Raw genomic sequence first — 19,623 nt, forward strand, 5'->3', positions numbered from 1 at the left:
CCCGGCATCGGGATCCCGGCCGGCCTGTCCTGTACAGCATGAAATCGGCGTGCGGATGATGCACCGAGGTTGTGACAAAAGGCCATGTATCTGTCACAAAAATTCACCGTTCCGGCCCCGGCATCCCTCCCTGAAGCACCTTGGGGACAATCCCCTCGACGCCGATCAACTCTCCAGCAGGAAGGTCACCGGCCCGTCGTTGACCAGGTGCACCTGCATGTCGGCGCCGAAACGCCCGGTCGCCACCTGCGGATAGGCCTCCCGCGCCAGTTTCACCAGGTGCTCGAACACCGTCTCCCCTTGCGCCGGCGGCGCCGCGCTGGAGAAGCTCGGACGCAGACCGCTGCGGGTGTTCGCCGCCAGGGTGAATTGCGAGACCAGCAGCAAGCCGCCCTGCACGTCCAGCAAGGACCGGTTCATCTTGCCCTCGTCGTCGCCGAACACCCTGTAGTTGAGCAGCTTGTGCAGCATCTTCGCCGCGCAACGCTCGCCATCCTCGGGCTCGACCCCGACCAGCACCAGCAGGCCGCGATCGATGGAGCCGACGATTTCGCCGCCAACCTCCACCCGCGCCGCGCCGACGCGCTGCAGCAATGCCTTCATTCGGCCTCCGGCGGCAGGTCGAGCAGTCGCCGGCCGATCTCGTTGGTGGCGCGCACCAGCGCATCGACTATCCCCGGCTCGCTGGCGGTATGCCCGGCGTCGCGGATGATCTGCAGTTCGCTGTTCGGCCAGGCCTGGTGCAGGGCCCAGGCATTGTCCAGGGGACAGATGGCGTCGTAGCGGCCATGCACGATCACGCCAGGCAGATGGGCGATGCGGTGCATGTCCTCGAGCAACTGGTTGGGCCTGAGGAAGCCCTGGTTGACGAAGAAGTGGTTCTCGATGCGCGAGATCGACAGCGCCCTGCCCGGCTCGGTGAAGCGGTCCACCACCATGGGGTTGGGGCGCAGCGTGGCGGTGCGGCCCTCCCAGGTCGACCAGGCCTTGGCAGCGTGCATCTGGGCGATCTGGTCGCTACCGGTCAGGCGCTTGTGGAAGGCCGCCAGCAGGTCGCCGCGCTCTTCCGGCGGGATCGGCGCGACATAGTCTTCCCAATAGTCGGGGAACAGGCGGCTGGCGCCTTCCTGGTAGAACCAGTGGATGTCCTGCGGACGGCAGAGGAAGATGCCGCGCAGGATCAGCGCATGGACCCGCTCGGGATGGGTCTGCGCGTAGGCCAGCGACAGGGTCGAGCCCCAGGAACCGCCGAACAGCACCCACTTCTCGATACCCAGGTGCTCGCGCAGGCGCTCCATGTCCGCCACCAGCTCCCAGGTGCTGTTCTTCTCCAGGCTGGCGTGGGGCGTGGAACGGCCGCAACCGCGCTGGTCGAAGGTGACGATACGGTAGAGGTTGGGATCGAAGAAGCGACGCGACAGGGCATCGCAACCGGAGCCGGGGCCGCCGTGGACGAAGACGACCGGCAGTCCGTCCGGCGAACCGCTTTCGTCGGCATACAGCACATGCGGTTCGTCGACGGCCAGCTCGTGGCGAGCGTAGGGTTTAATTTCCGGATACAGAACTAGCATGATGCGCTCCCGAGGCGATGTGTTCGGCCCCCGGCGCAAACGTCGACAGCGGGGCCCGTCCTTTGCTCTGCCGCGCATGATACTTCGGCGCCGGGAAAAAAACCGAGCGGCTTTCATGTCCGCCCCGGTAGACGGAAAACCATCAATCCAAGCAACGGCGCCTGGCGCCGGGAGAGCGAGCATGGCCGAGGCCTTGCGACACCGTATCCGCGCCGCCGGCCTGCTGGTGGTGGAGCAACGCATCCTGCTGGTCCGCCACGAGGTCGGCGGCGACATCTACTGGATTCCGCCCGGCGGCGGCTTCGAGTCGGAATGCGACGAATCGACGAAGGATACCGTCCGGCGCGAGTTTTTCGAGGAGACCGGCCTGCGGGTGGACGTCGGCCCGCTGGTCTACGTGCGCGAATTCGCCGAACCCGCCGCCGGGCGCTTCCACATGGAGCTGTTCTACCGCATCGACGCCTGGCGTGGCGAGCCGACCCTGGCCAACCTGAAGGGCCTGGGCGGCGACGAGTTCGATATCCGCGAGGTCGGCTGGATCGCCCGCGACGAACTGCCTGGCCTGCCGTCTTTCTATCCGGCCGAACTGGCCGACGACGTCTGGTCGCGCCTGGACGCGCCGACGCCGTCGATCCGCCACCTCGGCCTGCAGCGCTAGACGCTCACTGCACCGGATCGCTAGTGGGGTTCTCGAGGATCGCCTTCAGCTCCGCGGTCATGGGGAACTCCAGGTTCAACCCCTTGGGCGGGATCGGCTGCTGGAACCAGCGCTGGTAGATGCCCTGTATCTCGCCCGAGCGATACAGCCCGGCCAGGGTCTCGTTGACCAGGGCAAGGAACTGCGGGTCGTCCTTGCGCACCATGCAGCTGTAGATCTCCCGCGATTGCGGCTCGCCGACCACCACCCAGTCGTGCGGCTGGCGCGCCTTGGCGCGTTCGCCGTAGAGCAGCGCATCGTCCATGTAGAAGGCCACCGCGCGACCCGATTGCAGCATCTGGAAGGCTTCGCCGTGGTCCTTGGCGCTGACCACGTTCATCCCCAGCTTGTGTTCGGCGTTGTAGTTCTTCAGGTAGCGCTCGTTGGTGGTGCCGGCGGTGGTCACCACGTTCTTGCCCTTGAGGTCGTCGAAGTGGGCGATGCCGCTGTCCTTGCGGGTCAGCAACTGGCCCTTGACGTAGATGAAGCCGTAGGAGAACGCCACCTGTTTCTGCCGCTCGGCGGTGACCCCGGTGGAGCCGCACTCCAGGTCGACGGTGCCGTTCTGCACCAGCGGGATGCGAGTCTGCGAAGTGACCAGGTTGTACTTCACCTTGAGTTCCGGCTTGCCGAGGGTGCTTTTGAGCCGCTCCACCACCTTGCCGGCCAGTTCCACCGAATAGCCCATGGGCTGGCCGCTGTTATCGCCAAGGTAGGAGAAAGGCACCGAGGCATCGCGATAACCCAGGGTTATCGTGCCGTTGTCGGCAACCTTCTTCAGGGTGCCGCTGAGTTCCTCAGCCTGCGCGGCGCCGATGGCGAGCGACAGGGAGAGTGCGAGGGTGCTGGATACAAGGGTTTTCATCGGAGGTTCTGCCTCTTTTTTCTTATGGCTATGGAAAGTAAGTCAGCCCCTGGCCGCCACCACGGTGATCTCCACCAGCACCGACGGACGCGCCAGCTCCGCCTGGACGGTGGTCCGGCTGGGCGCCTGGCCGGTCGGCAACCACTGGGTCCAGACCTCGTTCAGGGCGGCGAAATCGCGGGCGATGTCCTTCAGGTAGATGGTCGCGCTGAGGATACGCTCCTTGCGCGACCCGGCCTCGGCCAGCAGCGCGTCGATCTTCGCCAGCACCTCGCGGGTCTGGCCATGGATATCCTCGGCCTGGCCCGGCACCTGGCCGGAAAGAAATACCAGGGCGTCGAAGCAGACCGCGGCGGACAGGCGGTCGTTGGTGGCGATACGGGTCGGTTCCATGGGAGTGCTCCAGTCGAGGGGGGATCAGCCAGCCAGCACGCCGCGCGGCAGCAGGCCAGTGGTATCGATGCTCGGCGGGCGGCGGCCGATCTGCTCGGCCAGCAGGCGCGCGCTGCCGCAGGCCAGGGTGAAGCCGAGCGCGCCGTGGCCGAGGTTGAGCCAGAGGTTGCGGTAGCCGCCGTTGCCCACCAGCGGTACCCCGGTGGGCGTGGCCGGGCGCATGCCGGCCCATTCGACGGCGGCGTCGAAATCGCCGCCCTGCGGGAACGTGTCCCGCGCCTGCTGGCGCAGCAGTGCCAGGCGCGCGGGCTCGAGGCCGGGGTCGAAGCCGACGATGTCGACCATCGCGGCGATCCGCAGCCGCTCGCCGATCCGCGCGTAGACGATCTTGCGGTCGTAATCGGTGATGCTGGTATCCGGCGCACGGTGCTGCGCGCCGACCGGCAGGGTCAGGCTATAGCCCTTGAGCGGGTATAGCGGCAGGCGCAGGCCCGGCAGTATCAATTCGGCGCTGCGGTAGCCGGCGGCCAGCACCACATGATCGGCCTCGATGAGATCGCCGCCGACCTCGACGCCACGCACCGCCGCGCCGCCCTCGACGATCTTCGTCACCCTGCGGCCATGCAGTTGCCGGCAATGTCCGGAAGCCTGCAGGCGCTCGGCAAGTTGCACGCAGAAGGCATGGCAGTCGGCGACCTCCTCGTCCGGCGTGTGGATGCCGCCGACGAAGGGCGCGGCGGACAGGGCCGGCTCCAGCGCGAGGCACTCGGCGGCGGTCAGGACGAATTGCGCCGAAGGATCGGCCAGACCCTGGCGGGCCCGCGCAAAGCTGGCCGGTTGGCGAAACGCCACCAGCTTGCCGTTGCGCCGCCAGTCGAAGCCATCGAGGCCATCCTCCTCGCGCCAGGCCTGCAGGGTGCGCTGGCTGAGCAATGCCAGGCGCAGCAGGTGCGCGGCATTGCGGCGGTTCAGCGAGCCGCGGCAGGCCGCGAGGAAGCCCAGCAGCCAGCGCCACTGCGCCGGATCAAGGCGCGGCCGCAGGCGCAACGGCGCATCATTGCGCAGCAGCCAGCCGAGCGCCTGGGCCGGCACGCCGCTGTCGGCCAATGGCGCCACGTAGCGATAGGACAACTGCCCGCCATTGGCGTAGCTGGTTTCCAGCCCGCCCCGCTCGCGCGCTTCCACCAGGGTCACGTCGAACCCTTCGCGAACCAGGGCGTAGGCCGTGGCCAGGCCGACCACGCCGGCGCCGATGATGCAAACCCGCTGAGCCATGACAATCGTTATCCAGGTGTTTTCCAGGGCTTCGACGATAGGCGCGGATGACAGCGGTAGGACAATGAATAAAGATGGCCAGGGTATAAATCCAGGTTATGGGTTCGCGCCGATGAAGCTCCGCCATATCGAAGTGTTCCAGGCGATCCGCCAGGCTGGCTCGGTCAGCGGCGCCGCACAGTTGCTGCATGTGTCCCAACCGGCGGTGAGCAAAGTCCTGCAGCACGCCGAGCAGCAACTGGGCTTCCCGCTGTTCTTGCGAGTGCGCGGCAAGCTGCTGGCGACTCCGGAAGCGCTGGAACTGGAGCGCGAAGTGGCCAAGCTCAGCGATAGCCTGCAGGCGGTGCGGCGCCTGGCGCAGAACCTGCGGCGCCAGCCGGGCCACAGCCTGCGCATCGGCGCCACCCCGGCCCTGGCGCTGTCGCTGCTGCCGCGGGCGATCGGCGAATGGAGCGCGCGCTATCCGCAGAGCGGCTGCGAACTGGCCACCTTGCATTCGCGCGAGCTGGTGCAGGGCCTGCTGATGCGCGAACTGGACCTGGCCCTGAGCCTGAAGCAGCCGGAACACCCCGGCCTGCGCGGCGAAGCCATCGCCAGCGGCGTATTGGTGGCCCTGGCGCCGCGCGAACACTGGCCCGAAGCGGAACGCCGGCAGCCGCTGAGCCTGGCCGGGCTGGCCGGCGAAGCGCTGATCGGGCTGTCCACCGCCGACCCGCTGTTCGCCCGCCTGGAGGATTACCTCAGCGCCGTGGTGCCACCGCCGCAGGTGAAGATCGCCGTGCAGACCTACGCCCTCGCCCGCGCCCTGGTGGAGGCTGGGGCCGGCCTGGCGCTGGTCGATCCATTCACCGCCCTCGGCGCCGACCCGCACAGCACCGCGATCCGCCCATTGAGCCCGGCCTTCCCGGTCACCCTCTACGCCATCACCCGCGCCGACGAAACCCCGCCGCACACCCTCGCTCCGCTGTTGCGGATGCTCGCCCGCCAGGCCGAGGAGCGTTTGCGGGCCGTGCAGATGTAGCATTTGCCGCCTGGACTGCCGCTGGAAACCTTGGACGTCGTTCTGGCCCACGCCTCGCGTACTTACCGCTCCGGCTTCCAGTCTGGGTGGTCCGCGTCGTAGCCCTGGGTGGGGTGAGGAGGCAGAGGATAGTCCTCTATAAGATTGGGGAAACGTAAGTCGGGGTCAGCTTCAAGCTTTTTGTAGATTGAATAATACGCTTCTCGCAACTTTTCGTCGGGGGCGTACCACATTGCACTTGCAGGGGGAGTCTCACTTCCGAAGACTCGTGATAGGAAAAAAGCCGCGCTCTTGCCCCCCTGAGAGACTGACACCTGATAATAAACAAGTGCCTTTGGGAAATTGTGTTCTACTATCTTGTAATACGCCCCCAGCTCATAACTAGCCGGCGCATAACCCTGACTAGCAGCACAGTGAGTATACGCCAACCCCAAATCCTTTTTTTTGGCCACATATATATAAAGCTTACCTAGTTCAGTTAGTGCCGGCGGATTTCCTAGGCTAGCAGCCTTATCAAGAAAAGTAAGTCCGTCAGTTGCAGGGTTTTTAACCCCGGCGCGATTTCCAATCATTGCTCCCATATCATAGAACCCCTGAGGCACATCCAGATCTATCATCTTTTGATAGAGATCCAATGCCTTCTGCGTATCTTTTTCTACTCCTCCGGGCCACCCTGTACGATAAAGATTCGCCAAGTTGTGCATGGCCTTCCAGTGGCCGCGCTCGGCCGCCTTGCTGTACAACCCGACGATACGAGGCCACGGACGCAAGGTATCGGGCTTGGCCAGGGTCGCCGCTTCGCGATACCAAGCATCGGCCTGCGGGTCCAGAGGGGGTAGATGGTCCTTTTCGTTAACGCAGACAAAAGGCTTGCTGTCAGCCATAGCGGGAACTGCCGCGAGACAAAGTACAGCCCATATTCCAATAGCCATTAGCCGAATCACTGACCCGGCTTCCAGTCGGGTCGAGCTGCGTCGTAGCCCTGGACGGGGTGGGGTGGCAAGGGGTTATCTTTTACCAAATTGGGAAAACGAAGATCGGAGTCGGCATCAATTTGCAGATAGAGGGAGTAGTAGAATTTCTCAAGCTTTTCATCCGGCGTATACCACATTGCACTTGAAGGAGGCGTCCTCTTTCCGAAGACGCGCGAGAGAAAAAAGGCTGCACTCCTGCCGCCTTGAGAGACGGAGACTTGATAGTAGCTAAGTGCCTTTGGATAATTATGTTCAACCAACTCATAGTAGCTTCCAAGCTCATAGCTCGCCGGAGCATAACCTTGACTGGAAGCACAACTGGTATACGCCAGCCCCAATTCCTTTTCCTTGGCCACATAAATATAGAGTTTACCCAACTCAGTCAGTGCTGGCGGGCTCCCCAAACTAGCGGCTTTATCCAAGAAGGTCAGACCATCGGTAGCAGGGTTCTTAACACCGGCACGATTACCGATCATTGCCCCCATGTCATAGAAACCTTGGGGTACTCCTAGGTCGATCATCTTCTGGTAAATATCCAGAGCTTTCTGTGTATCCTTCTCTACTCCACCAGGCCACCCCGTTCGATAGAGATTTGCCAGGTTATGCATCGCCTTCCAATGACCGCGCTCCACTGCCTTGCTGTAAAGCTCGACGATACGGCCCCAGGGCCGCAGAGTATCGGGCTTAGCCAAGGCTGCTGCTTCGCGGTACCAAGCATCGGCTTGCGGATCCAACGGCGGCAGATGGTCTTTCTCATTAACGCAGACAAATGATTTGCTGTTGGCCATCACGGGAACGGCTGCAAGACAGAGCACGGCCCAAAGTCCAATAGCCATCAGCCGCATCACTGCCCCGGTTTCCAGTCGGGCCGATCTGCATCGTAGCCCTGGGTCGGGTGAGAAGGTAGAGGATGGTCCTTTATCAAGTTGGGAAAACGAAAATCAGGATCAGCGGCAAGTTTATCGTAAATACCATCATATAATTTGCGCAATTTCTCATCGGGTGCGTACCACATTCTATCGACATCAGGACTGGCTTTATCAAAAACACCGGAGATAAATAAAGCCGCACTCTTTCCGCCCTGAGAGACTGACGCCTGATAATAACCCAGTGCTTTTGGAAAATTATGTTCTACTATCTTGTAATACGCCCCCAACTCATAACTAGCCGGCGCATAGCCCTGGCTAGCAGCACAGTGAGTATACGCCAACCCCAAATCCTTTTTTTTGGCCACATATATATAGAGCTTACCTAGCTCGGTTAGTGCCGGCGGATTTCCTAGGCTAGCAGCCTTATCAAGAAAAGTAAGCCCGCCAGTTGCAGGATTCATGACCCCTGCACGATTGCCGATCATTGCTCCCATATCATAGAACCCTTGGGGCACCTCCAGATCGATCATCTTTTGATAGAGATCCAATGCCTTCTGCGTATCTTTTTCTACTCCTCCGGGCCACCCTGTGCGATAAAGATTCGCCAAATTATGCATCGCCTTCCAATGCCCGCGCTCCACTGCCTTGCTGTAAAGCTCGACGATACGGCGCCAGGGCCGCAGAGTATCGGGCTTGGCCAAGGCTGCTGCTTCGCGGTACCAAGCATCGGCTTGCGGATCCAACGGCGGCAGATGGTCTTTTTCATTAGCGCAGACAAATGGTTTGCTGTTGGCCATCACGGGGACACCTGCAAGACAGAGCACGGTCCAAAGTCCAATAGCCATCAGCCGCATCACTGCCCCGGTTTCCAGTCGGGCCGATCTGCGTCGTAGCCCTGGGTCGGGTGAGGAGGCAGAGGATGGTCCTTTATCAAGTTGGGAAAACGCAAATCAGGATCAGCGGCAAGTTGATCGTAAATACCATCATATAGTTTGTGCAGCTTCTCATCGGGGGCGTACCACATNGTCGTAGCCCTGGGTCGGGTGAGGAGGCAGAGGATGGTCCTTTATCAAGTTGGGAAAACGCAAATCAGGATCAGCGGCAAGTTGATCGTAAATACCATCATATAGTTTGTGCAGCTTCTCATCGGGGGCGTACCACATTCTGTCAACATCGGGACTAGTCTTATCAAAAACTCCGGACATGAAGAAGGCAGCATCATCATTTCCTTGGCTTGCAGCAAGAAGGTAATAGCCTGCCGCCTTTGGGTAGTTATGTGCCACCAAACGATAGTACATCGCCAGCTCGTAATTGGCAGGAGCATAGCCCTGGCCTGCAGCACAGTTCGTATATTTCAGCCCCAACTCATCCTGACCAGCAACATATATATATAGCCTTCCTAACTCAGTTAATGCTGGTGGATTACCCAAGCTTGCAGCCTTATCGAGAAAAGTAAGTCCATCAGTCGCAGGATTCTTGACGCCAGCACGATTTCCGATCATTGCCGCCATATCGTAGAAACCTTGAGGAACCTTCAAATCGATCATCTTCTGGTAGAGATCTAGAGCTTTCTGAGTATCCTTCTCCACACCGCCTGGCCAACCGGTACGATAGAGGCTCGCCAAGTTATGCATAGCCTTCCAGTGACCACGCTCAACTGCCTTACTGTATAGATCGACGATACGATCCCAGGGACGCAGGGTATCGGGCTTGGCGAGAGCTACTGCCTCCCGATACCATGCATCAGCCTGAGGATCTAGAGATGGCAAATGGTCTTTTTCGTTAACGCATATAAAAGGTCGTAGTTCAGCCGCCATGACAGGGTTTCCCGACAACAAAAAAATCAAGAGAAAAAAACATAATGGACGCATCATTCAGTCCACCGTGAGACCGGGGCTATAAGGTGTCACGACATCCCAGAAGCGAAGCAAGTTAGCTACCAAAGGCTCGTCTTTACGTTGCTGTCTCCAATTCGCATCCATTTTCTGATTCCAGAGTTTGAAGTTTTTTTCGGTTGTCGCAGCCACTTTCTGGGCATGTAGCTCCCACAACTCCTCCCGCATCGCCCTCGCCAAATCCGGATTGGGCTGGGCAATCCCCAACTCGCTGTCGCCATGCATGCTGCGGACATTGATATTGGCCGAGCTGAGCAGGGTATAGAGGTCGTCCACCAGCAGCAGCTTGGAGTGCACGTAGATGTGCTTGTAGCGTGCCTTCAACGGTGGTGCCCCGAGGGCGGCCTCGGCTTCGGCGGACAGGCGCGCTGGCGGCGGGCTGCCGGGGGCGGGGTCGCTGGTGGCCAGGGTGGCGACGACCACCTTGAGGCCGGGTACTTCGGCGAGTTGATAGGGCTTGTCGTCCTCGCCGGTGTTCTTCGCCAGTCCGGGAATCTCCTGCGCGCCGAGATCGCCGAGGCGTTGCTCGACTTCCGGCGTCACGCCTTTCTCTTCGAGCGCCTCGATCTTGCGCTCCAGCCGTTCGATGTTGTTTTCCTGGCCGCGCCGGACATAGGGATCGGGATGTAGGTTTTCCCTGACCTGCTTCAACTGCTCCCGCTTTTCCCGCAAGTCATGCGCCAGGTCGCGCTGTACCTGCGGCATCAGTTGCTCCTGGCCCAGGCCTTTCATCATGTCGTAGGTGGTCTTCGAGGCGTCGCTGGAGTCGGGGGTGTTGGTCACGACGAACAGGTACAGGTCGCCGGGCACGCCCCGGGCCTTGCGCACCTGCGCAGTCTTCCGCAGGCGCTCGGCGAAGCCGGCATAACGGAAGTACTGGTTTTCCATGTAGACGTAGTCGGTGGCATTGCCCAGGGCCTTGAGATAGTGCTCCAGGATCGAGCGCTCGTCGTCCTGCGGCTGGGTCCGGCAAATCTGCGCGACGCTGTTGCTGGCGGGCGTGGCGATCTTCGGCAGCGGCAAGGCGTCGCGCTCGGCGGTCAGCGATGGCGTCGAGAACCAGCGCTTGTACCACGGCGTCTCGAGGTCCCAGGCCTCGCTGAAGTTGCGGCTGAGGTCGGCCAGCACCGGTCCCTGGACCTGCATGGAGATATCCTGCCAGGGTCCGAACCCGGGATCGCGACCGGCGGCGCGGTCGTCGAACAGGTGGGCACTGGTGTCCCAGTAGTTGCGGTGCATGTTGTGACCCATGACGAAGCCGATGGCCTGCGGGCTGCCATAGTCGACCAGGACCATCTTCTGGTGATGGCTGGCGAACTGGGTGAGTACCAGCAACTGGCCGATGCCCAGGTCGTCGATGCCATCGGCGCGCAGCAGGTGGATCAGGCTTTGCAGTCGCCCATTGACGAGGCGCACCTGCTCGCCGTTCATCACCGGCCTGGCCGTCTGCTCGAAGTCGCGGGTACGGAACTCGACGTTCTGCAACCCACCGCCGCGTACCGCCTTGAACCAGTCGCGGGTGAATATCTGCCCCCAGGGATCCTGGCGGGTGCCGCCGGAACCGCGCTTGCCGCCGTAGCCCTGGGCCTCGCTGCTGTCGAGAGTGCGCTGGATCTCGGCGTTCTCCACCTCCAGCTCGGCGATGCGCGTCCGCGCGTGGGCGGCGCCCCGCGGGTCGAAGCTCGGCAGCCTGCCTTCGCGGTGCAGCCGTTCCGAGCGCTCCAGGGCTTCCTTCTGCCGCGCGATGAGGTTGAGGTTATGCTGGCGCCGCTGCTCCAGCCGCAGCACCTCGTTGTCCACCGCGCTGCCGCTGGCGACGCCCGAGCCCGCCCAGGTGCCGCCGGAACCGCCGACGCCGGCCCCGGGGATGGTGTTTTCCTTGAGCCTGGCGAGTTGGTTGCTCCAGACCAGCACTCGCGCCTGCACTCCTTCGCGGCCCTTCGTCTGCAGCAATTCGCCGATTCGCGGTCCGTCGGGGCGTTTGAAGCGCATGGCCGGGTCGAAGCCCCAGGTGATGATGTCGATGCTGTGCCGGGCCGCTTCCATCGCCGCATGCACCGCGTCGAAGGCCGCCTGGCCATTGATCAGCGGATTGATGTGCACACCCGCGCGCGGCGGGTAGAAAGCCTTGTTGGCGAACCAGTCGAGGGTCAGCCGGACGCTGCCGGCCTGTTGCGCGTACAGCTTGAGGGTCTGCGGTTTGTACAGGTCGCTCATGGCGTGGGGTCATCCTTGTCGGCGGCGCCGGGCCGCGAGGCGTCGCGCCGGTAGGCGTCCGGGGCGGAACGCGGCTTGTGCTGGGGCATTTCCGCCCGGTAGTCGCGGAACCCCTGCTGGGCGAGCCGATCGTCGGCCTGCAGTGCGTCCGGCTGGTCGACCATATCCACTTCGTAGGCGTGGCCATTGGCGGTCTCGATGCGATAGGTGCGTTCGCCCGGCAGCGGTTCGAAGCTGATTGCGCCGCCTTCGTCGGCGATGCCCTCCTCCTTGAAGGCACCGTTGGCGTAGAGCCGATACGGTTGCCTGGCCGCCGATGGCACGCCGGGCAACGGACTGAGTTCGAAACGCAGGAGTTTCTGCGGCGCTTCGCCGATCTTCTGGGCGATGGCTCCCAACAAGGCGCCTCCCGCCGCCGCGGCGTCGGCCGCGAGCGGTTGCAGCGGCGACAGCGCGCGAACGCCGCTACCGATGCCGGGGCTGCCGCCGCTGTTGATCATCACCTGGGCGCCGTCGAGGGTGACACCGCCCGGGTCGAGCCTGGCGAAGCTGCCACCGCCCTTTAGGGTCAGCTCCATGCCTGCCTCGATCACTACCTTGTCGCCGGCCTTGAAATGGATCTCGTCGCCCGCCTCGACGAACTGGCCGGTGCCGATCCTCAGGTGCAACGCGTCGGCGACGCTGAGGTGGTCGGCCGCCTTCAGTTCGACCTTGCGGTCGGCATGGACCGTGCGCTGTTCCTCGGCCCTGAACTCGCTGTAGCTATCGCCCTCGACCGTGTCGTGGCGCTCGTGGCCGACGCGGATCTTCTGGTCGTGCTCGATGTTCTCGTCCCAGTCGCGCTGGGCGTGGACGAAGATCTGTTCCTGGCCCTTGCGGTCCTCGATGCGCAGTTCGTTGAAACCGCCGCCGCCGGGGTAGCTGTCGGTCTTGAAAACGCTGCGGGTCTTGTTCTGCGGCAGCTCGTAGGGCACCCGGTTTTCGCTGTGGTAGAGGCAGCCGGTGACCAGCGGCTGATCCGGATCGCCCTCCAGGAAACCCACCAGGACTTCCATGCCCACCCGCGGGATGGCGACGCCGCCATAGCGCTTGCCCGCCCAGTTGGAGGCGACGCGCAACCAGCAACTGGTGTTGTCGTCGGCCTGGCCGAGGCGATCCCAGAAGAACTGCACCTTGACCCGGCCGTATTGGTCGCAGTGGATGGTCTCGCCGGCGGGGCCGGTCACGACCGCTGTCTGGCAGCCCAGCACGCGTGGCCTGGGATGCTCCAGCGGGGGGCGGAAATGCGCGCTCCAGGGAGTGGCGACGAAACGGTTGCGATAGCCCTGGCGGAAATCGCCCCGGCCCTGCGCGACGTCGCTGTCGATCGACTCTTCCAGTACCTGCGGCTGCCGCCCTTCGTGGAGAACCTCGGTAAGCAGCCAGAGATCGTTCCATTCGCCGCGAGGATGCGCGGACAGCGTCAGGAAGTGTCCGCTGAGCAGCGCCGGTTCGTCGCTTTCGCCCCTGGCCTGTAGGTAGTCGGCGCGATGCCGTTCCAGCGCGCGCCGGCTCAGGTGCTTGCCGCGCTCGCGGTGGGTGAAGCGGCCGGGATAGTCGTAGTCCTCCAGGTCCGGTTGCTGCGCCCCGGGCTGCGGGCCATGGGCGGCCTGCATCTGCAACGCGGGTTGCTCGAAGTCGTAGTCGCGCCGGGTAACCCGGCTGGCACGGGTGTCGAAGCGCACGCCGAAGCGCTTGACCACCGGCTGGTCGGCGACCAGCCCGGCGTCCTGCACGTAGGCGACGGGGCGTTGCAGCCGCGGAAAGGAGGTCTGGTCGTCGCCGAAGACCAGCACATGGCCCTGGGCAGAAAACTCATGGTGGTAATGGATGCCTTCCTCCTCGCAGAGCCTGCTGAGGAACGCCAGGTCGGTTTCGTCGTACTGCGTGCAGTATTCGCGGGCCGGGTACGGCGTCGGGCCCAGCTGGAAGCGATAGGCGTCGGCGAGAATGCCGTGGCCCTCCAGCACCCGGCCGATGATTTCCGGCACGCTGAGGCGCTGGAAGATGCGTTGGTCGCTGCACAGCCCCAGGTAGGCCAGGCGCGGCTCCAGGGTCGCGCGATAGCCGGTCAGGCGCTTGCCGGAGTCCCCCTGGGCGATGCTGGTGAGCTGTCCGTGGACCCCTTGCCCGCTCGGCGAGAGGATCAGGAAGGCCGGCTGGTGCAGCAGCGCGTCGAGGTCCAGGTCGGATCGCTCGCTGACCAGCTCCAGGTCGAAGCGAAAGGGCTGGCTGATGGCTTCGCGACCGCGGAAGGCGAGTACCTGGAAGTCGTGCCGGAGGTTTTCGATGCGAAGGCTGAAGTGCGTCTGGTTGGCGGGGGCGAACATTCACTGTCCTCTTGGAAACGCAGCCGTGCGTTCCTGGCGTATTCGGTTCCGGGCGCGACGCGCCTGCGCCCGCGCGATGGAAATGCTGGCCGAGAGGATAGAGGAGAACAGTTGTGCAACTCTTTGCGCACTCGGCCTCCCGGCCGCATCAACGCTGACCTCAATAAATTTGTAACAGAAAATTTCCAGAATGCCGACACGGACGCCCCACCCCATCCGCGGCATTCACGTCCGCCAGGACGGGCCAGGCGTCCGCCGCCTCGAGCGCCTCAGGCGTAGCGCTCGTGCCCCCAGGCGAGGAGGCTTTCCAGCAGTTCGCGGATGACCGCGCGGGTCGCTTCGGCGAGGTCCGCGCGGTAAGCGAACGGGGCCTGCTCGTCCATGTAGGTGCACTGCGCCAGCTCCAGCTGGACGGCATGGACGTGCTGCTCCGGCTGGCCGTAGTGGCGGGTGATGTGGCCGCCCTTGAAGCGCCCGTTGAGCACATGGCTGTAGCCTTCGGCGGCAGCGCAGACCGCCTCCAGGCGGGCCGCCAGCGCTGGATCGCAACTGGCGCCGGCGTTGGTGCCGAGATTGAAGTCGGGCAGTCGGCCGTCGAACAGGTGCGGCACGTGGGAACGGATCGAGTGGGCGTCCCAGAGCAGCGCGTAGCCGAACTCGGCCTTCAGCCGCGCCAGTTCCTCGGCGATGGTCCGGTGGTAGGGCGTCCACACTTCGGCCAGGTAGCGCATGCGTTCCTCGGCGGACGGCGCCATGCCTTCGCGGTAGAGCGGCCGGCCGTCGAACAGGGTGTCCGGATACAGGCCGGTAGTGGCGGTGCTGTACAGCGGCTTGTCGTCGGAAGGGCGGTTGAGATCGACTACATAGCGCGAATAGTGGGCAGCCAGGGTGCTGGCGCCCAGTTCCTCGGCGAAATCGTAGAGCCGGGGAATGTGCCAGTCGGTATCGGTCAGCGCCCGCGCCTCCTCCACCAGGCCGGCGTCCACCGCCGGGGTCAGGCGCGTGCCGGGGTGCGGCATGCTGATCAGTAGCGGCACGCGGCCGCGCTTGAAACTCAGGACTTCATCCACGGTATACCTCCTCGGCGTGGCGAATGACGCGTTTCGGCAGATCGCCGCCCAGCCAGTAGGCCAGCTCCGCCGGACGCTCGATGTCCCAGGCGACGAAGTCGGCCAGCTTGCCAACCTCCAGGCTGCCGTGGCGGGCTTCCAGCCCCAGCGCCCGGGCGGCGTGCAGGGTGACGCCGGCCAGCGCCTCCTCCGGGGTCAGGCGGAACAGGGTACAGGCCATGTTCAGCATCAGGCGCAACGACAGCGCTGGCGAGGTGCCGGGATTGAGATCGCTGGCAATGGCCATGGCCACGCCGTGCCGGCGCAGGGCATCGATCGGCGGCAGCTGGGTCTCGCGCAACAGGTAGAAGGCGCCCGGCAGCAGCACCGCGACGGTGCCCGCCTCGCCCATGGACCGGGCGTCGTCCTCGGTCATGTACTCCAGATGGTCGGCCGACAAAGCCCGGTAGCGCGCCGCCAGGCTGGAACCGTGCAGCGAGGATAGCTGCTCGGCGTGCAGCTTCACCGGCAGGCCCAGCTCGCGGGCGGCGATGAATACCCGCTCGACCTGCGCCGGGGAAAACGCCAGGTGCTCGCAGAAGGCGTCCACCGCGTCCACCAGTCCCTCTCCGGCCAGCGCGGGGAGCATCGTCGAGCAGATATGCTCGATGTAGTCGTCGGCGCGCCCGGCGTATTCCGGCGGTAGCGCATGGGCGGCCAGGCAGGTGCTGCGCACGGTCGCCGGCAGGCGTTCGCCGAGGCGGCGGATGACTCGTAGCATCTTGCGTTCGCTGGCCAGGTCGAGGCCGTAGCCGGACTTGATCTCCAGCGCCGTCACGCCGTCGCGCAGCAAGGGGTCCAGGCGCTTGCGCGCGCTGGCCAGCAATTCTTCCTCGCTGGCCTCGCGGGTGGCCCGTACGGTGCTGGCGATACCGCCGCCGGCGGCGGCGATCTCGGCGTAGCTGACGCCCTCCAGGCGCTGCTCGAATTCGCCGCTGCGGTTGCCGCCGAACACCGCGTGGGTGTGGCAGTCGATCAACCCCGGGGTCAGCCAGGCGCCATCGAGGTCGATGCGTTCGGCGTAGTCGTCGGGCGGCAGTTCGGCGCGCGGGCCGATCCAGTGGATCAGCGGACCGTCGGTGACCAGGGCGGCGTCCTCGACGATCGAGTACTTGCCGCCCTTGAGGGTGGCGGCATGGCAATGCTGCCAGAGTCGTTTCATTGCAGGTCTCCTATGCTCGCGGCCAGCCGGGCGAGACTCTTCCGCTCGCCGAGGATGGCCGCCGCGCTGGCGATGTCAGGAGCCAGCCAGCGGTCGGTGTCGTACGCGGGCACGCGCTCGCGCAGGATGCCCCAGGCCGCCGCGGTGCCCTGGCCGAAGCGTTGCGGGGCGAGGAATTCGAAGGCCTGGGCGGCCAGCAGGTACTCGATGGCGAGGATCCGCCGGAGGTTCTCCAGGGCCCTGCCAAGCTTGAGCGCGGCACTGGTGCCGAGGCTCAGGTGGTCCTCCTGGAGCGCCGAGGTGACGAAGTTGTCGACCACCGCCGGCTGCGCCAGCTGGCGATTCTCGCCGGCCAGGGAGGCGGCGACGTACTGGGTGATCATCATCCCCGAGTTGACTCCCGGCTTGCCCACCAGGAACGCCGGCAGGCCGCTGACCAGCGGGTTGACCAGGCGATCCAGGCGCCGCTCGGCGACCCCGCCCAGCTCGGCCACGGCGATCGCCAGCAGGTCGGCGGCCATCGCCACCGATTCGCCGTGGGGATTGGCCTGGGATACCACCCGGTAGGCCTCCGGCGTACCCAGCAGCAGCGGGTTGTCGGTGGCCGAGTTGAGTTCGGTCTCTATCTGCCGCGCCGCGTGGGCCAACTGGTCACGGCAGGCGCCATGGATCTGCGGTATCGAGCGGATGCTCAGGGCATCCTGGGTGCGGATGCCGCGGGCGTTCTCCAGCACCTGGCTGCCAGCCAGCAAGGCCCGCAGATTGGCGGCGACCCGCTGCATCCCGGGATGCGGCTTGAGCGCAACGATCTCGGCGTCGAACGCCGCCAGTTGGCCGCGCAGGGCCTCGAAGCTCATCGCCCCGATCACGTCGGCCCACTGCGCCAGGCGCTGCGCGTCGTCCAGGGCCAGGCAGGCGAGGCCGGTCATGCACGGCGTGCCGTTGACCAGGCAGAGCCCGTCCTTGGCTCCCAGGCGCACCGTCGCCAGGCCTTCCGCCGCCAACGCGGCGGCGGCCGGCACGACGCTGCCGCGGTAGCTGACCTCGCCGATGCCGAGCAGGGCGATGCCGACGTGCGCCATGTGGGTCAGGTAGCCCACCGAGCCCTGGGCCGGCACCTGCGGGGTAATCCCGTGGTTGAGCAGCGCCAGCAGCCCTTCCACCAGCGAACGGTCGAGCCCGGACTTACCCTGGCTGTAGTTGGCGACGGCGGCACAGATGATCGCCCGGGTCTGTTCGTCGCGCAGCGGCTCGCCGACCCCGCAGGCATGGCTGAGCAAGGTGTTGCGCGACAGCTCGGCGAGCTGCTCGCCTTCCAGCAGGACGTCGCACAGCGCGCCGAGGCCGGTACTGATGCCGTAGGCACGCTCGCCATTGGCGACGATACGGCAGACGATGGCGCGGGCGTTGTCAATCCGTGCCCAGGCCGCCGCCGACAGTTCCAGGCGCGCACCGTGCCGGGCCACCGCGACCAGTTCCTGCCAACGCAGCGGACCGTCGCCGAACACGACGCTCGGTAGGTCGCTCATAGGTTCGCCACCCGCCGCTGGACGAAGCGGTCGACGTAGTCGTCGGCCGGCTGGTGGAGGATTTCCCGTGGTGTGCCGACCTGGATCAGTTGGCCGTCCTTGAGGATCGCGATGCGGTTGCCGATGCGTACCGCCTCGTCGAGGTCGTGGGTGATGAAGACGATGGTCTTGTGCAGGGTTTTCTGCAGTTCCAGCAACTGGTCCTGCATGTCCGCGCGGATCAACGGGTCGAGGGCGCTGAAGGCCTCGTCCATGAGAATGATCTCGGTGTCGGCGGCCAGCGCGCGGGCCAGGCCGACGCGCTGGCGCATGCCGCCGGAAAGCTGGTGCGGATAGGATTTCTCGTAGCCCTTCAGGCCCACCGTGGCGATCCAGTGCAGGGCCCGCTCGTGACACTGCGCCCGGCTTTCGCCGCGAACCTTCAGGCCGTAGGCGACATTGTCGAGCACGCTCTTGTGCGGCAGCAGGCCGAAACTCTGGAACACCATGCTGATCTTGCGCCGGCGGAATTGCCGGAGGGCTTCCATGTCGTAGCGCAGGATGTCCTCGCCATCCACCAGTATCTCGCCGCTGGTGGGGTCGATCAGGCGGTTGAAATGGCGCACCAGGGTCGACTTGCCGGAACCCGACAGGCCCATGATCACGAAGATCTCGCCAGCACCGATGGTCAGCGACAGGTCGTTGACGCCGACCACGCAGCCGGTCTGCGCCAGCACTTCGGCCTTGCTGCGTCCCTGGCGGATCAGCGCCAGCGCGGCATCGGCGCGCGGGCCGAAGATCTTGAACACGTTCTTCACTTCGATCTTGTTCATCTGCGCACCGCTCATTTGCTCGTCTCGTGCCGGGAACGGCCGTAGGCCTGGGTGATGCGGTCGATCACCACCGCGAGGATGACGATCGCCAGGCCGGCTTCCAGGCCCTTGCCCACGTTCAGCGTCTGGATGCCCACCAGTACGTCTTCGCCGAGGCCGCGGGCGCCGATCATCGAAGCGATCACCACCATCGACAGGGCCATCATGGTGGTCTGGTTGATCCCCGCCATGATGCTCGGCAGGGCCAGCGGCAACTGCACGCCGAACAGCTGCTGCCAGCGGTTGGCGCCGAAGGCGTTGACCGCCTCCATCACCTCGCTGTCGACCTGGCGGATGCCCAGGTCGGTGAGGCGGATCAGCGGCGGCGCGGCATAGATCACGGTGGCGAAGATCGCCGGCACCTTGCCCAGGCCGAACAGCATCAGCACCGGGATCAGGTACACGAAGCTGGGCATGGTCTGCATGATGTCCAGCAGCGGCATCAGTACCGCGCGCAGGCGGTTGCTGCGCGCGGCGAGGATGCCCAGGGGGATGCCGATCAGCACCGAGATGAAGGTCGCCACCAGCATCAGCGCGAGGGTCTGCATCAGCTTGTCCCAGAGGCCGACGGCGCCGACCAGGAACAGCAGGCCGGTGATCACCAGGGTCGGCAGCAGGCGCCGGGTGGCGTGCCAGGCGATCGCCGCGACGATCGCCAGCAATAGCCACCAGGGCGTGGCGCGGAGCAGCCCTTCGAGGTTGACGATGGCCCACAGCAGGGTGTCGGAGATCTTGCGGAACAGGTCGCCGTAGTTGGTCACCAGGGCGTCGACCCAAGCGTTGACCCAGTCGGCGATGGAAAATGTCAGGCGTTCGGGAAACATGG

Annotated in this window: 18 protein-coding genes; 2 read left to right on the top strand and 16 right to left on the bottom strand. The window is 64.5% G+C overall.

Annotated features, from left to right (window positions below; all coding sequences use genetic code 11):
- Positions 1-165: 165 nt before the first annotated feature.
- The gene (dtd, locus tag LT948_RS08940; protein WP_003095916.1) at positions 166-603 is read right to left on the bottom strand and encodes a D-aminoacyl-tRNA deacylase; all 438 of its coding nucleotides are present in this window, start codon (positions 601-603) and stop codon (positions 166-168) included.
- Positions 600-1,571, bottom strand: coding sequence for a prolyl aminopeptidase (gene pip, locus LT948_RS08945; protein ID WP_003095918.1), 972 nt, complete (start codon positions 1,569-1,571; stop codon positions 600-602). Before pip ends, dtd begins: the two co-directional genes overlap by 4 nt.
- Before the next feature lie 181 nt (positions 1,572-1,752).
- Here pip and LT948_RS08950 point away from each other — a divergent pair, with 181 nt between their 5' ends.
- The gene (locus LT948_RS08950; RefSeq protein WP_003095920.1) at positions 1,753-2,229 is read left to right on the top strand and encodes an NUDIX domain-containing protein; all 477 of its coding nucleotides are present in this window, start codon (positions 1,753-1,755) and stop codon (positions 2,227-2,229) included.
- Positions 2,230-2,233: 4 nt separating this feature from the next.
- On the opposite strand, the gene LT948_RS08955 is transcribed toward LT948_RS08950, so the two are convergent.
- Genes LT948_RS08955 through LT948_RS08965 form a run of 3 tightly spaced genes read right to left on the bottom strand, consistent with a single transcriptional unit; the run spans position 2,234 to position 4,801 of the window.
- On the bottom strand, positions 2,234-3,133 hold the full coding sequence (locus tag LT948_RS08955; RefSeq protein ID WP_003095923.1) for a transporter substrate-binding domain-containing protein: 900 nt from the start codon (positions 3,131-3,133) through the stop codon (positions 2,234-2,236).
- Positions 3,134-3,175: 42 nt separating this feature from the next.
- On the bottom strand, positions 3,176-3,526 hold the full coding sequence (locus LT948_RS08960; RefSeq protein WP_003095925.1) for a RidA family protein: 351 nt from the start codon (positions 3,524-3,526) through the stop codon (positions 3,176-3,178).
- Between the two features lie 24 nt (positions 3,527-3,550).
- Complete coding sequence (locus tag LT948_RS08965) at positions 3,551-4,801, bottom strand: D-amino acid dehydrogenase (protein ID WP_218816312.1); 1,251 nt, start codon at positions 4,799-4,801, stop codon at positions 3,551-3,553.
- Positions 4,802-4,865: 64 nt separating this feature from the next.
- Between LT948_RS08965 and LT948_RS08970 the strand changes: the two genes are divergently transcribed.
- A complete protein-coding gene (locus LT948_RS08970) occupies positions 4,866-5,822 on the top strand; it encodes a LysR family transcriptional regulator (protein ID WP_073657493.1) in 957 nt (318 codons plus the stop codon).
- A 62-nt stretch (positions 5,823-5,884) separates the two neighbouring features.
- Here LT948_RS08970 and LT948_RS08975 read toward each other — a convergent pair whose 3' ends face one another.
- The 11 genes from LT948_RS08975 to LT948_RS09025 all read right to left on the bottom strand — a co-directional run bounded on the left by LT948_RS08975 (position 5,885) and on the right by LT948_RS09025 (position 19,621).
- A complete protein-coding gene (locus tag LT948_RS08975; protein ID WP_071536226.1) occupies positions 5,885-6,754 on the bottom strand; it encodes a tetratricopeptide repeat protein in 870 nt (289 codons plus the stop codon).
- Positions 6,755-6,762: 8 nt separating this feature from the next.
- Complete coding sequence (locus LT948_RS08980) at positions 6,763-7,632, bottom strand: tetratricopeptide repeat protein (protein WP_073657494.1); 870 nt, start codon at positions 7,630-7,632, stop codon at positions 6,763-6,765.
- A gap of 8 nt (positions 7,633-7,640) precedes the next feature.
- Complete coding sequence (locus LT948_RS08985; protein ID WP_079381377.1) at positions 7,641-8,510, bottom strand: tetratricopeptide repeat protein; 870 nt, start codon at positions 8,508-8,510, stop codon at positions 7,641-7,643.
- Between the two features lie 159 nt (positions 8,511-8,669).
- Positions 8,670-9,539, bottom strand: a complete 870-nt coding sequence (locus tag LT948_RS08990; protein ID WP_232197075.1) for a tetratricopeptide repeat protein — start codon at positions 9,537-9,539, stop codon at positions 8,670-8,672.
- Entirely contained in the window at positions 9,540-11,777 is a 2,238-nt protein-coding gene (gene pldB / locus LT948_RS08995) for a type VI secrection system-dependent phospholipase D effector PldB (protein WP_033995322.1), read from the bottom strand.
- Positions 11,774-14,146, bottom strand: a complete 2,373-nt coding sequence (locus LT948_RS09000; protein WP_033995324.1) for a type VI secretion system Vgr family protein — start codon at positions 14,144-14,146, stop codon at positions 11,774-11,776. Before LT948_RS09000 ends, pldB begins: the two co-directional genes overlap by 4 nt.
- A gap of 269 nt (positions 14,147-14,415) precedes the next feature.
- Positions 14,416-15,216, bottom strand: a complete 801-nt coding sequence (gene hutG, locus LT948_RS09005) for an N-formylglutamate deformylase (RefSeq protein WP_003117997.1) — start codon at positions 15,214-15,216, stop codon at positions 14,416-14,418.
- Positions 15,209-16,417: an imidazolonepropionase gene (gene hutI / locus LT948_RS09010; protein ID WP_003141827.1), complete on the bottom strand. Its 1,209-nt coding sequence runs from the start codon at positions 16,415-16,417 to the stop codon at positions 15,209-15,211. Before hutI ends, hutG begins: the two co-directional genes overlap by 8 nt.
- On the bottom strand, positions 16,414-17,946 hold the full coding sequence (locus tag LT948_RS09015) for an HAL/PAL/TAL family ammonia-lyase (protein ID WP_003101754.1): 1,533 nt from the start codon (positions 17,944-17,946) through the stop codon (positions 16,414-16,416). Before LT948_RS09015 ends, hutI begins: the two co-directional genes overlap by 4 nt.
- The gene (locus LT948_RS09020; protein WP_003135837.1) at positions 17,943-18,773 is read right to left on the bottom strand and encodes a quaternary amine ABC transporter ATP-binding protein; all 831 of its coding nucleotides are present in this window, start codon (positions 18,771-18,773) and stop codon (positions 17,943-17,945) included. Before LT948_RS09020 ends, LT948_RS09015 begins: the two co-directional genes overlap by 4 nt.
- Positions 18,770-19,621, bottom strand: coding sequence for an ABC transporter permease (locus tag LT948_RS09025; protein WP_003095946.1), 852 nt, complete (start codon positions 19,619-19,621; stop codon positions 18,770-18,772). Before LT948_RS09025 ends, LT948_RS09020 begins: the two co-directional genes overlap by 4 nt.
- Positions 19,622-19,623 lie beyond the last annotated feature (2 nt).

The sequence above is a fragment of the Pseudomonas sp. CP-1 genome (genome assembly GCF_021213715.1).
GTDB classification, from domain to species: domain Bacteria; phylum Pseudomonadota; class Gammaproteobacteria; order Pseudomonadales; family Pseudomonadaceae; genus Pseudomonas; species Pseudomonas aeruginosa.

What these genes read in the sequence shown, in the direction of transcription:
- LT948_RS08975 (WP_071536226.1), bottom strand. Translation starts at nt 6,754, where the DNA reads ATGGCTATTGGAATATGGGCTGTACTTTGTCTCGCGGCAGTTCCCGCT.
- LT948_RS08965 (WP_218816312.1), bottom strand. Translation starts at nt 4,801, where the DNA reads ATGGCTCAGCGGGTTTGCATCATCGGCGCCGGCGTGGTCGGCCTGGCC.
- hutI (WP_003141827.1), bottom strand. Translation starts at nt 16,417, where the DNA reads ATGAAACGACTCTGGCAGCATTGCCATGCCGCCACCCTCAAGGGCGGC.
- pip (WP_003095918.1), bottom strand. Translation starts at nt 1,571, where the DNA reads ATGCTAGTTCTGTATCCGGAAATTAAACCCTACGCTCGCCACGAGCTG.
- LT948_RS08950 (WP_003095920.1), top strand. Translation starts at nt 1,753, where the DNA reads ATGGCCGAGGCCTTGCGACACCGTATCCGCGCCGCCGGCCTGCTGGTG.
- LT948_RS08980 (WP_073657494.1), bottom strand. Translation starts at nt 7,632, where the DNA reads ATGGCTATTGGACTTTGGGCCGTGCTCTGTCTTGCAGCCGTTCCCGTG.
- LT948_RS08970 (WP_073657493.1), top strand. Translation starts at nt 4,866, where the DNA reads ATGAATAAAGATGGCCAGGGTATAAATCCAGGTTATGGGTTCGCGCCG.
- LT948_RS09000 (WP_033995324.1), bottom strand. Translation starts at nt 14,146, where the DNA reads ATGTTCGCCCCCGCCAACCAGACGCACTTCAGCCTTCGCATCGAAAAC.
- LT948_RS08960 (WP_003095925.1), bottom strand. Translation starts at nt 3,526, where the DNA reads ATGGAACCGACCCGTATCGCCACCAACGACCGCCTGTCCGCCGCGGTC.
- LT948_RS09025 (WP_003095946.1), bottom strand. Translation starts at nt 19,621, where the DNA reads ATGTTTCCCGAACGCCTGACATTTTCCATCGCCGACTGGGTCAACGCT.
- dtd (WP_003095916.1), bottom strand. Translation starts at nt 603, where the DNA reads ATGAAGGCATTGCTGCAGCGCGTCGGCGCGGCGCGGGTGGAGGTTGGC.
- LT948_RS08955 (WP_003095923.1), bottom strand. Translation starts at nt 3,133, where the DNA reads ATGAAAACCCTTGTATCCAGCACCCTCGCACTCTCCCTGTCGCTCGCC.
- LT948_RS08985 (WP_079381377.1), bottom strand. Translation starts at nt 8,510, where the DNA reads ATGGCTATTGGACTTTGGACCGTGCTCTGTCTTGCAGGTGTCCCCGTG.
- LT948_RS09015 (WP_003101754.1), bottom strand. Translation starts at nt 17,946, where the DNA reads ATGAGCGACCTACCGAGCGTCGTGTTCGGCGACGGTCCGCTGCGTTGG.
- LT948_RS09020 (WP_003135837.1), bottom strand. Translation starts at nt 18,773, where the DNA reads ATGAGCGGTGCGCAGATGAACAAGATCGAAGTGAAGAACGTGTTCAAG.
- pldB (WP_033995322.1), bottom strand. Translation starts at nt 11,777, where the DNA reads ATGAGCGACCTGTACAAACCGCAGACCCTCAAGCTGTACGCGCAACAG.